The sequence below is a fragment of the uncultured Neglectibacter sp. genome, from assembly GCA_937958185.1.
GTDB lineage: Bacteria > Bacillota > Clostridia > Oscillospirales > Acutalibacteraceae > Acutalibacter.
This window is the reverse complement of the sequence record CALFFN010000005.1, coordinates 130,289-142,317: the sequence shown is the minus strand read 5'-3', so window position 1 is coordinate 142,317 and position 12,029 is coordinate 130,289. Positions and strand designations below refer to the sequence as shown.

At 56.1% G+C, this 12,029-nt stretch carries 7 protein-coding genes and 1 tRNA gene; 3 read left to right on the top strand and 5 right to left on the bottom strand.

Annotated features, from left to right (window positions below; genetic code table 11):
- Positions 1-112 precede the first annotated feature (112 nt).
- The 4 genes from AB8996_RS01490 to zapA form a co-directional block, all read right to left on the bottom strand.
- Positions 113-1,126, bottom strand: a complete 1,014-nt coding sequence (locus AB8996_RS01490; protein WP_367575425.1) for a rod shape-determining protein — start codon at positions 1,124-1,126, stop codon at positions 113-115.
- A 334-nt stretch (positions 1,127-1,460) separates the two neighbouring features.
- Positions 1,461-1,907 (bottom strand): dUTP diphosphatase, encoded by a 447-nt coding sequence (gene dut / locus AB8996_RS01485; RefSeq protein ID WP_369297200.1) that lies wholly within the window; start codon positions 1,905-1,907, stop codon positions 1,461-1,463.
- Between the two features lie 108 nt (positions 1,908-2,015).
- Positions 2,016-4,085: a U32 family peptidase gene (locus AB8996_RS01480; RefSeq protein WP_369297199.1), complete on the bottom strand. Its 2,070-nt coding sequence runs from the start codon at positions 4,083-4,085 to the stop codon at positions 2,016-2,018.
- Between the two features lie 8 nt (positions 4,086-4,093).
- Positions 4,094-4,978: a cell division protein ZapA gene (zapA, locus tag AB8996_RS01475; RefSeq protein ID WP_369297198.1), complete on the bottom strand. Its 885-nt coding sequence runs from the start codon at positions 4,976-4,978 to the stop codon at positions 4,094-4,096.
- A 681-nt stretch (positions 4,979-5,659) separates the two neighbouring features.
- On the opposite strand from zapA, the gene AB8996_RS01470 reads away from it, so the two are divergent.
- The 3 genes from AB8996_RS01470 (at position 5,660) to AB8996_RS01460 (ending at position 10,338) form a co-directional block, all read left to right on the top strand.
- Complete coding sequence (locus AB8996_RS01470; protein ID WP_369297197.1) at positions 5,660-8,089, top strand: glycogen/starch/alpha-glucan phosphorylase; 2,430 nt, start codon at positions 5,660-5,662, stop codon at positions 8,087-8,089.
- Positions 8,090-8,183: 94 nt separating this feature from the next.
- Positions 8,184-10,082, top strand: a complete 1,899-nt coding sequence (locus AB8996_RS01465; RefSeq protein ID WP_369297196.1) for a glycoside hydrolase family 13 protein — start codon at positions 8,184-8,186, stop codon at positions 10,080-10,082.
- A gap of 179 nt (positions 10,083-10,261) precedes the next feature.
- Positions 10,262-10,338, top strand: a tRNA-Arg gene (locus AB8996_RS01460).
- Positions 10,339-10,487: 149 nt separating this feature from the next.
- On the opposite strand, the gene xerC is transcribed toward AB8996_RS01460, so the two are convergent.
- On the bottom strand, positions 10,488-12,014 hold the full coding sequence (gene xerC / locus AB8996_RS01455) for a tyrosine recombinase XerC (protein WP_369297195.1): 1,527 nt from the start codon (positions 12,012-12,014) through the stop codon (positions 10,488-10,490).
- Between the last annotated feature and the right edge of the window lie 15 nt (positions 12,015-12,029).

Genomic DNA, 12,029 nt, shown 5'->3' with positions numbered 1-12,029 from the left:
CCAAAAAATGCAGTCCCTGAAATAAGTCAAAAGGCGGACTGCCGCAGAGCAGAACATCTCCTCACAGCAGTCCTCCACATAAAACCCTTTTGCCGGTCTTACCAGCTTTTCCTCACTTTTTCCTGGAACGGTAATAGGACTTGGGCAGGTCCACCTCCAGGCTCTTGCCCGTGCCCTCTACCACGCAGTCCAGCGGGCGCTCCGCCACATGGACGGGAATGCCCGTTTCCTGGCTGACCAGCTTGTCCAGCCCGCGGAGCAGCGCGCCGCCGCCGGTAAGCATAATGCCCCGGTCAATGATATCCGCCGCCAGCTCTGGGGGCGTCTTTTCCAGCGTGTCCTTGATGGCGTCTACCACGATCATCACGCTGTCCATCAGCGCTTCCCGCACCTCGTCGGCGTGAATGGTCACGTTTTTGGGCAAGCCGTCTATCAGGTTCCTGCCCTTGATCTCCACAAAGGAATTGATGGTATCCTCTGTGGGGAAGGCGGAGCCTATCTTTACCTTGATCTCTTCGGCGGTGCGTTCCCCGATGAGCAGGTTGTATTTCTTTTTTACATAGGTCACGATGGCTTCGTCGAACTTATCTCCCGCCATACGGACGGAAACCGCCGTGACGATATCGCCCAGAGAGATCACAGCGACCTCGGAGGTGCCGCCGCCGATATCCACCACCATGCTGCCGGTGGCTTCTCCTACGGGCAGGCCTGCGCCGATAGCAGCCGCCATGGGTTCCTCGATCAGATCCACGTTGTTGGAGCCTGCCTGACGGGCAGCGTCCTCCACGGCGCGGCGTTCCACCTCGGTGACGCCGGAGGGAATGCAGATGACGATCCTGGGGCGGCTGAATGTGCCGGATTTCAGCGCTTTCTTAATAAAATACTTCAGCATTGCCGCCGTCACGTCAAAGTCGGCGATCACGCCGTCCTTTAAGGGGCGCACCGCCACGATGGAGCCGGGGGTCCTGCCCAGCATTTCCTTTGCCTGCTTGCCCACCGCCAGCACTTCATCGGTGCGCACGTCTACCGCCACCACGGAAGGTTCCCGCATGACGATGCCCTTGCCCCGCATGAAGACCAATGTATTGGCTGTTCCCAGGTCGATGCCGATATCCTTGGAGAACATGGAAAACATGGAAAAAAGTCCTGAAAGTCCTGCCATGAAAAATTCTACCTTTCCTGTATTGAGATTCAGATGCCCGGTCTCACCCCGGCATTTGCGTGTTGCTTTCTTATCGTTTCCCAATTTCGGGAAAAATTCCCGGCTTCCTTTTGAGAAAACTGGAATGCCAAAAATCAACCCAATCCGCTACATATTATATCGTATTTTCTTCCATTTCTCAACAACAAAGTTTACATAAACTCATAAAATTGCAAAATGCCGCATATGTGCCGAATTTTACAAAATGCGGCACAACATTTTGGGGAAACACTGTCCCCCCGTTCCGGCTCAGGTTTTTTCACATTCCTGTGCTGCCAAAGCCGCCGGCGCCCCGCTGGGTCTCGGAAAGCTCCTCGATCTCCTGCACCTCCGGCAGGCAGACGGGCATGATGATCATTTGGGCAATGCGTTCGCCGGGGCTGACCGTATAGGCAGTTTTGCTGGAATTGCGCAGCCCCACATGGATCTCTCCCCGGTAGTCGCTGTCGATGACGCCCACGCCGTTCGCCACGGTGATCCCGTGCTTCACGCCCAGGCCGCTGCGGGTGAAGATAAGCCCCGCACAGCCCTCCGGCACCTCCGCCGCCAGCCCGGTGGGGAAAATCGCCAGCTCGCCCGGTTCGATGGTGAAATCCGCCGCAACACAGGCGCACAGGTCATACCCGGCGCTGCCCGGCGTTTTCCGCTCCGGCAGGACGGCTTCCTCCCGCAGCTTTTTGATCCGCAGCTTTCCTGTCTTGTTCATAAAAAACATCCTTTCCAAAATTTTCCACAATGGGAAAACCATGCCAACCCCTGTAAAATCCAGCTTGTCTTCCCCGAGTATTCACATTTTCCACAGAGTTTTCCACAGTTATTCCACGCCCTTGGAAAACAGCCTGCGAGTATAGTCGCATTCGGCAGTTTCCTGTCGAAAAAAGCGCTGTAATATTTCGCCGCATTCCACAGAGTTTTCCACAGTGAACCGCAGCACGCCGAAATCCATGGCGGAAAGCTCCTGCTCCCCCAGCCAGAGGGGCACGCTGTTCAGTACCTCGGAATACCTTGCCGCCCCTGTCCCTGTACAAATTACCGGGAACTTCTTGTGTATTCTGTCCGTCAGGCAGCCGGGAGCCTTGCAGTGCAGGCAGCCTTTCGGCGAATTTGCCAGGGGGCAGTTCCTCGTCAGCATCAGCGCCTGCCTGCCATACACCATCATGCCCCGGGGCAGCTTCCCGCCCAGCGCGGCAGCCTCCCGCCCGCTGAGCTCAAAGGAAAGCTCCGCTGTGGAAAGCCCAAGCTCCTCAAAATGATCCAGCGCGGCAGTGTTGAAGATATTCAGGGAAAACCCGCCGTGAATCTTTGCGCCCAGCTGCCTGCCCAGCCAAAGCCCGCCCAGGTTTCCCACTACAAATTCCCGGAAGCCGTCTTCCATGCGGGCAGCCATCAGCTCCCGCACCCCATTTTCCCCGCCGAAAAACGCCCGGGGCTGTTCCAGTAGGATCCGGGAAAAGCCCTGTTCCCGCAGCCGGCGCAGTTCCTCCGCCGCCGTATCCAGGGGCAGCGCGATGCTTTCACAGGAAAGCGCTTCCCGGCAAACCTGCCCCGCACTGCGGAAATATGCCCGCAGGGGGAGCTTTCCCGCCGTTCCCTTTAAGGAGATTTCCCGGGGAGAGACCACATATTCCTGTTGCCGGAACGGAATGGGCGCCCGCCGGGAACGCTTGTCCAGCAGCTCTGCCAAAGCCTGCCGGCGCAGCGCGTTCAAGGGGGCGATCCCCGCCGGAACGCCCTGCTCAGGCAGGGAGAGTTTGTCCACGCGGAAAGGGGTGCCGCCGGTCTTGCGGAGCTGGGCTTCACAGCGCTCCGCAGGCAGCCGGGGATATTCCCCCTCCGGCAGGGCAAGCTCCGCTGCCACTTCGTTCCCGGCGCCGTCCAGCGCCGTCAGGGTCAGCTTTCCGTTTTCCTCCCGCAGGGTGAGGGAGAGGGGAACGCTCTGCCGCTCGCCCCGGTACAGCTGTTTCAGCTGGGAAAACACCTGCCCGGTGGCGTCGGTCACGTCCTCCTTGGTGCGCACCCCGAACATTTCCCGTCCCCGCCGCCCGGTGAGATAGCCGTCGGTAAAGCCGGAGCGGGAAAACACCGCTTCCAGGTTTTTTGTCAGGGCTTCCGGCACCGGCTCGCCGTCCGCTGCCCGGCGGCAGGCGGAAACCGCCGCCGCCACGTATTCCGGGCGCTTCATTCTGCCCTCGATCTTGGCGGAGCACACCCCCGCTTCCCGCAGCTGTTCCAGCTCCCGGAAAAAGGAAAGGTCTTTCAGGGAAAGGTCGTGTCCCGTGCCGCCCGGCGCGGCAAAGGGCAGCCGGCAGGGCTGGGCACACATACCGCGGTTCCCGCTGCGCCCGCCCAGCATGGCGCTGAAATAGCACTGCCCCGACAGGGACATGCACAGCGCCCCGTGGACAAAGGCTTCCAGCTCCACCGGGCAGGCGGCGGAAATTTCCCGAATTTCTGCTAAGCTCAGCTCCCGTGCCAGCACCACCCGTTCCGCGCCCAGCTCATACAGCAGCCTTGCGCCGCCTGGCGTGTGCAGGCTCATTTGTGTAGAAGCGTGCAGGGGCAGCTCCGGCGCCCTGTCCCGCAGCGCGGCGAAAAGCCCCATATCCTGCACCAGCACGGCGTCCACGCCTATTTGGCACAGCCGGGAGACCAGTGCCAGCGCTTCCGGCAGCTCGGTGTCCTTTAAGAGCGTGTTCACCGTCACGTGGACGCGCACGTCCCGCCCATGACAGAACCGCACCGCTTCCCCAAGCTCCTCCAGCGAAAAATTCTTCGCATGGGCACGGGCGCCAAAGGCGGGTCCGCCCAGGTAGACGGCGTCCGCCCCAGAGAACACCGCGGCTCGCAGCGCTTCAGGACCGCCCGCGGGGGCTAATACTTCCATGGTTTTTTTCATGATTTTTCAAAAAAGCTGACAAAGCCCTCCTGCTCGTATTCTTCCTCGTACCGCATGGGGTTCCTCCGCTTCCTGCCCCCGGCAGGCTTCTGCTCGCCTGCCGGGGGCACGGAATGCTCCTGCCCTTTGGCGCGGGCAGCTTCGCTTCCCTGCTCCAGCACTTCTTTTTCCAGCAGGTCCAGCGCCGGGGAAGAAGCGCGCTCCCTGGCTTTTCTGGCTTCCTCCCTGGTTTCCGCCAGCTCTGCCCGGAGCCCGTCCACCATCTTTTTGGCTTCTTCCACTGCCCGCTTTGCGGCGGCGATGGCGCTTTGCTTTTCCTGTTCCGCCTGTTCCGCCCGGGCTGCCTGCTCCTCCGCCTTTTGGCGCAGGGCTGCGTTATCCGTTTCCAGCGCGGCGGTTTCCCCGCCCGCTATGGGCTGGGGACTCGCTTCCCGAAGCGCGGCGTTTTCGTCTGTCAGGCGGGCAGCCTTTTCTTCCAGCTCCTTTACCCGTCCGGCTGTCTCCGTCAAGGCGGTGTTCTCCCGTTCCAGCTTTTCCAGCTTTTCCAGCAGGGCTGCGTCCGGGGAGGCAGCCGACCCGGCAGCGCCGGATTTCACCATCTCCGCCTTTTCTTCCTGCCATATTTCGGCTTCCACTTCCAGCTCGTCCACCCGCTCCTGCAGGGCGAACGCCTTTTCGCCGTTCTTTTTCGCGTCGTCACAGTAGCTCAGGGCGGCGGTCAGCGCAGCCGCTTCCCGGGTGATATAGGGAGAAGCTTCCAGAATGTTTCCCATCAGCTCTCCGACTTCTCCCGCCAGAGACTGCATGTATTCTTCGCTTTCCTGGGTGATCAGCCCGCACACCACGCCGTTGATTTCCAGCCTGATCCGTCTTTTTTCCACCGCAGACCCTTCCTTTCCCGTCTGTCATTTTATCCATTATAAAGCAAAAAAACGTTTTCGGGAAGTCCCTTTTCCCGTTTCCGGGAAATTTTCAAAAAGTTTTTTGGGATTTTTCCCGAAAAAGCGGCGAAATCCCTAAAAATCCTGATTTTTGTATTGTCCCCATTCCACACCTGTGGTATAATAATCGCAAACCATCATGAAAACGGGTTTCTGATATCACAGATGCTGGATTCTAGATGCTGGAAAGGGCAAAAGCTCGCGGTCGGGTCGCACGGTTTTTTCTTTGCACAAGGAAGCTTCACGAGCGCTCACCGCAGGTGTGGTATAATATCCGCAAAGCTGTGGTCGGGTGATTTACCTGTGACTTGTGCAAGGAGGCTTCACGATTGCCCACCGCAGGTGTGGTATAATATCCGCAAAGGGCGCGGATATTATAGATTTTTATTTGCCTTGCCCAGTTTGCGCCCTCGGCGCAACGGGCAATCGGCACATTATACCAACGCACGTTCCGTGCTTATGGTATAATAGCATTGAAATTATGCCCTGTTTTCCGGATTCAGTCGCTTCTTTATGATTGATTTTTGGAAGATTTTAGTGTATAATGCCTATATTATACGAGAAAAACCATCTATTTCCCCAGTTCTTTCGGAATCTTTACACAATTATGGAGGGCTTTTCATGAACTACAAAATGTCCGTTTCGCAAATCAAAGAAGCTGTGCAGGATAAGCTGGCGCACGCCTTCGGCGTTTCCCTGGAAAACGCCACCAATGAAGAATACTACAAATCTGTGGTGCTGATCGTGCGGGAGCTTCTGACAAAGGGACGCACGGAATTTGTCACCAACGCGGAAAAAACCGAAACAAAGCAGGTGTACTACCTCTGCATGGAATTCCTGCTGGGGCGCTCCCTGCGCAATAACCTGTTCAACCTGGGGCTAGAGGAAAATTTCCGCAAGGCGCTGGCTGATTTCGGCATCAAGCTGGATCATCTCTACGAGCAGGAGCCCGACGCCGGGCTGGGCAACGGGGGCTTGGGCCGCCTTGCCGCCTGCTTCCTGGACGGTCTCGCCACCCAGGGCTATCCCGCCATGGGTTACTCCCTGCGGTATGAATACGGCATTTTCCGCCAGAAGCTGGTGGACGGCTGGCAGACCGAGCTGCCCGATTTCTGGTTGCCCGGCGGTTCCGTCTGGCTGCAGGAGGTGCCGGACAACTCCATCGAGGTTCGCTTCGACGGGCATATTGAAGAGCAGTGGCACGAGCAGTACCACGCTGTGCGCCACAGAGATTACACCTCCGTCACCGCCGTGCCCTACGATATGTGCGTGGCAGGCATGGACGGCAAGGGGATCAGCCTGCTGCGTATCTGGAAAGCGGAAAACAATAAATTTGACATGAGCCTGTTCAACAGCGGCAACTACCTCCGCGCTATGGAGCAGCAGGCAATGGCGGAAGCCATTACCAAGGTGCTTTATCCCGAGGATAATCATACCGACGGCAAGCTGCTGCGGCTTTCCCAGCAGTATTTCCTGGTGTCCGCCTCCATTCAGGACATCATTCGCCGCCACCTCTTTGCCCACAGCAATCTGGACGACCTGCCGAAGCTGGCCGCCATCCACCTGAACGATACCCACCCGGTGCTGGCGATCCCGGAAATGATGCGGGTCATGCTGGACGAATGCGGCTATGGCTGGGACGCCGCGTGGGATATCGTCACCCGCACGGTGGCGTACACCAACCACACCGTTATGAGCGAGGCGCTGGAATCCTGGAACTGCGAACAGTTCAAAATGCGCCTGCCCCGCATTTACCAGATCGTGGAGGAGATCGACCGCCGCTTCTGGGAGGAAATGCGCGCCAAGGGCGTGGACGAGGCAAAGATCTACCGCATGGCGCCCATCAGCGACGGCTATGTGAAAATGGCGAACCTGGCTGTGATCGGCTCTCACAATGTCAACGGCGTTTCCGCCCTGCACAGCGAGATTTTGAAGGACAGCGTGTTCCATGATTTCTATGAGGAGACCCCCCATAAATTTACAAACGTCACCAACGGCATTGCCCACCGCCGCTGGCTGAACCAGTCCAACCCCGAGCTTGCCGCCCTGACCACGGAGCTCATCGGCAGGGACTATATTTACGACGCCGACAAGCTTTCCGGGCTGCTGAAATACCAGGACGACGCAGCTGTGCTGGACAAATGGCAGAAGATCAAGCGTTCCAACAAGGAGCGGCTCGCCCAGCACCTGAAAAAGACGCAGGGCGATACCGTGGATCCCGATTCCATCTTTGACGTGCAGGTCAAGCGTCTCCACGAGTATAAGCGCCAGCACATGAACGCCCTGAACATTCTCGCCACCTATCAGTGGCTGCGGGAAAACCCCAATGCGGACTTCACCCCCCACACCTATTTCTTTGGGGCAAAGGCCGCGCCGGGCTACTATTTTGCCAAGCAGATCATTCAGTTCATCGCCGCGCTCGCCAAAAAGATCAATTCCGACGAGCGGGTGAACAAGAAGCTGAAGATCGTCTTCGTGGAAAATTACTGCGTGACCTGGGCGGAGCTTTTGACCCCCGCCGCGGAGATCAGCGAGCAGATCTCCCTTGCCGGCACGGAGGCGTCCGGCACCAGCAACATGAAGTTCATGATAAACGGAGCCGTCACTCTGGGCACGCTGGACGGCGCCAATGTGGAGATCCACGAAGCCGTGGGCGACGACAACATCATTCTGTTCGGCATGACCGCCTCTCAGGTGGAGGAGCTGAAGCGCTCCGGCTACAATCCGCTGTTCCAGTATCAGAACGACCCCATTATCCACCGGGCAATGGACGAACTGCTGGGCGGCTTCGAGGGGCAGCAGTTCAACGATATTTACAACACCCTGCTGAATCAGGATCGTTACATGGCGCTTGCGGATTTCGAGTCCTACCGGGCAGCCCAGCAGAAGGCGGAGCAGCTTTACGCCGACCAAAAGGTCTGGAACAAGATGTCCCTGATCAATACCGCCAGCGCCGGGCGCTTTGCAGCCGACCGCGCCATTCGGGACTACGCCGGGAACATCTGGCACGCTTCCCCCGTGCCTCCGATAAAAAATACCGGGAAAAAGTGAGCCCTTCGTCCCATTTTTCTCATAGAATAGATTCAGGAAGTACCCACGAGGGTCGCTGGCAGCAGCGACCCTCGTTTGTGAGGAGGATTCGACAATGTTCCATTCCAGAAGCACTGTTTTCAAGGACCCCACCGGGGCGGTGAAGGAGGGCACGGCTGTCCATTTCCGTATTACCCTGCCCCGGGAGCTTGCCGTTTCCGCCGCCATGCTGGTCATGGAGCGGGAGGGCGTGGACACGCAGGTGCTGGATATGTTCTGGTGCGGCATGAACGGCAATGACAAGGAATGGTGGGAATGCCACTACACCCCTGCCGCATCCGGCTTATATTTCTACCATTTTGAAGCCCGCACCTGCCGGGGCAGCCTGCGGCTGTCCAGAGGGTTTGGCGGGGAAGCCGTCAGCGGCGGCATGAACCGCTGGCAGATGACGGTGTACTCGGAGACCCTCTCCGTGCCGGATTGGCTTGCCGGCGGCATCATGTACCAGATTTTCCCCGACCGCTTCGCCAGCTCCGGCACGCCCAAGGAAAATGTCCCCGCAGGGCGCACGCTACACGAAAACTGGCAGGAAAGCCCGGAATGGCGCCCCAACGAGCAGGGCAGGGTGACAAATTCCGATTTCTTCGGCGGCGACCTGAAGGGCGTGCAGGAAAAGCTGCCCTACCTTAAAAAATTAGGCGTGACCTGCATTTATTTCAACCCCATTTTTGAATCCCATTCCAATCACCGCTACGATACGGCAGACTATTCCAAGATCGACCCATTGCTGGGAACGGAGCAGGACTTTACCGAGCTTTGCGAAGCCGCAAAGGCGCAGGGGATCCGTATTCTCATTGACGGCGTGTTCAGCCACACCGGCAGCGACAGCCTATACTTCAACCGGGAGGGCAGATATCCTGAGCCGGGAGCGTACCAGTCCCAAAGCTCCCCCTACTCCTCCTGGTATTCCTTCCGCCAGTGGAACAACGAGTATGACTGCTGGTGGAATTTTGACACGCTGCCCAATGTCCGGGAAACCGACCCCTCCTATGACAACTATATCAACGGGGAAAACGGGATCGTCCGAAAATGGCTCCGCGCCGGGGCTTCCGGCTGGCGGCTGGACGTTGCCGACGAGCTGCCGGACGAATTTATCGACCACCTGGCTGCCGCCGCAAAATCGGAAAAGCCCGACGCACTGATCCTGGGCGAGGTGTGGGAGGACGCCTCCAACAAATCCGCCTACGGCGTGCGCCGCCGTTACCTGCTGGGCGGGCAGCTTGACACCGTGATGAACTACCCCTTCCGCGACGCGATTTTCGGCTTCCTGCTGGGGCAGGACCCCCGCGCGTTTGCCGAAGCGGTGGAAAGCATCGTGGAGAATTATCCTGCCCAAAGCCTGAACCTGCTGATGAACCACATCGGCACCCACGATACGGAACGGGCGCTGACAGTGCTGGGCGGCGAGCCGGCAAACGGGCGCGGACGGGACTGGCAAAGCGCCCAAGTCCTCTCCCCGGAGCAGCGGGAGCTGGGCAAAAAGCGGCTGAAGCTGGCGTCCCTGCTGCAATATCTGCTGCCGGGCATTCCCTGCCTGTATTATGGGGACGAGGCGGGCATGGAGGGCTATCGCGATCCCTTTAACCGCGCCTGCTACCCCTGGGGCGGCGAGGATAAGGAGCTGCTTGCATGGTACGAATCGCTGGGAAAAATGCGGACCGAGCAGAAATCCGTTTTGGCGCAGGGCAAATACGAGACCCTGCTGGCAGAGGATAATTTGCTGGCGTTCCGCCGTTCCACCGTCACGGAGACCGGGCACGACAGCCTGATCGTGCTGGTAAACCGCAGCGGTGAGCCGCAAGGCGTGCCGGAATCTCTTTTTCCTAAAGCCGCCGTGGTCCTGCTGGGAGAAAACACAATGGAAAGCCGTACGGTTTCCCCCTTTGGCTTTTCCCTGCTGAAATTCCACCAGCCGCTGGAACAGCCGAAAGACCCCACGGAAGAAAAACCGTGAAAATGCTCTTGACATTTCCAAAAACTGAGCTTATAATAATAGGGCTGTGAAGACAGCATGCTGTTTTCGCAGCGATATGCGCCGGTAGCTCAGCTGGATAGAGCGCTTGACTACGGACCAAGGGGTTTTTCCTCTGCATATGCAAGCAAGTTGGATGAAAATTGAATACAAGTTCCTGTGCGCCGGTAGCTCAGCTGGATAGAGCGCTTGACTACGGATCAAGAGGTCGGGAGTTCGAATCTTCTCCGGCGCGCCAGATTTTCAGGTTTGATGCGGATTTTTTGTATTTTTGCAAATAATCCGCATCTTTTTTTACTTCATCCGTGCTTTTCGCTCTAAAAATCCATTCTTACATAAATATACAGCTGATATACAAACCGTCAAAAGCGACCGTCAAACGGCGGTCTATCCTGCAAGCAGTGCAGTTAAGACGGTTTCCTGCAAAGCGGGGCTTTGCTTGCACATCTTGAGAAGCAGTTCTTTGATCTCCGGGCTATCTTTCGCAAGAAAAGCCAATGTGGAAACCACGTCTTTCTCCTGCGCATTTTCTGGTGAAAATATTGCGCTCAAGCTCTGTTCCTTCCTCCCGGAATAAAATTTGTCCTGAAAAGTTTCTACAAGCTTTAACCGGGCTGAACTTGTGGCATGAGAGTAGATATTTAGCAGAACCTCCAACGATTTGTGACCAGTTATTGCCTGTACACTTTTGAAGTCCCCATCACAGTGCTCCACATAGTAAGTAGTTGATGAGTGGCGGATTCCATGGAAACTAAGTGGCGGATACTCTTCCTCAAATTCTTCTTTCTGTTGTTTTTGCCATTTTTTGAACCATGTCATCATCAGCTTGGGTTCTATGGGATTACCGTTTTCTAAGCAGATCAGAAGTCCGTAATCATGATATTGATCACCGAGCTTTTCCTTGTTGCGCTGGATCTGCTTCAACCGCGCCTCTATCTCATTTTTGAGTGGCTCAGTTGCCAGCAACTCTCTAATGCTGGAAGATGTCTTTGGCCTTTTCAGTACAAGGCAAGAATTTTTTTCTATCTCTATCGTTGGAAAGACAAACAACACATCTGAGGTTTTTGCCATTTTCAGAGATTCTTTTGAAACTCTTTGCAGTATTTTTGTGATATGGATGCGACTATTTCTAAGATCCAGTTCCTCTAAAGTAATTCCAACCGTTTCCCCGTTTCTTAGGGCACCTACATATGCCAGATGCACAGCAAGCCGCAGCAGCGGTTGATCCGACATAGCAGTCAGTGCTTTTTTCATCAGCATGTCATCCCATATCTTGAATTGAATGTTGCCGTTGCGCGGGGGTATGTATTCCGGTAATGGATCTTCTGTAATGAGATTCCTTCGGAGCGCCAGCTTAAAAATCCCTCCTAAAAGCAGAGCTACATCATGAATAGTCGTGGGACCTAAACACTCACTTTCTTCATGTGGCTTTTCCATCTCTACTTCAGATAGCAAACATATACCGCCTTTGTATGCGCCTTTAGGTGTATGCTGCAGGGTTTCATAGAGCTCACGAATGTCCCCCTCAGTAACTGCCTGGATGGTCTTTTCACCCAGATGAGGTTTTACATGATTGGTAAGAAGACCAACATTCATGGTATAGGTTTTCGGTTGCCAGCTCTTAGCCCGACTTGGAATAAATTCTTTCATCACAAAATCCCATAACTTTATGGGACGGATCACAGAAAGGTGATTTATCTCGCCGTTTGACTGCCGTATTTCCTCTAACTGAATTTCCACCTTCTTTTTTCTTTCTTCTGCTGCATCCAAATTATTGAACGGTTCCCACATCTGACGTTTACTTTTGTGTTCGTCATATGGGAGACCATTCTTTTCGTAGAACTCCTTGCTTAGACCTTTCGGAATTGTGTAACTAACGTAGTATGTTTGATACCGATGAACAATAGAAGCCATTTATCCTACCTCCTG

What these genes read in the sequence shown, in the direction of transcription:
- AB8996_RS01490 (WP_367575425.1), bottom strand. Translation starts at nt 1,126, where the DNA reads ATGTTCTCCAAGGATATCGGCATCGACCTGGGAACAGCCAATACATTG.
- dut (WP_369297200.1), bottom strand. Translation starts at nt 1,907, where the DNA reads ATGAACAAGACAGGAAAGCTGCGGATCAAAAAGCTGCGGGAGGAAGCC.
- AB8996_RS01480 (WP_369297199.1), bottom strand. Translation starts at nt 4,085, where the DNA reads ATGGAAGTATTAGCCCCCGCGGGCGGTCCTGAAGCGCTGCGAGCCGCG.
- AB8996_RS01470 (WP_369297197.1), top strand. Translation starts at nt 5,660, where the DNA reads ATGAACTACAAAATGTCCGTTTCGCAAATCAAAGAAGCTGTGCAGGAT.
- AB8996_RS01465 (WP_369297196.1), top strand. Translation starts at nt 8,184, where the DNA reads ATGTTCCATTCCAGAAGCACTGTTTTCAAGGACCCCACCGGGGCGGTG.
- xerC (WP_369297195.1), bottom strand. Translation starts at nt 12,014, where the DNA reads ATGGCTTCTATTGTTCATCGGTATCAAACATACTACGTTAGTTACACA.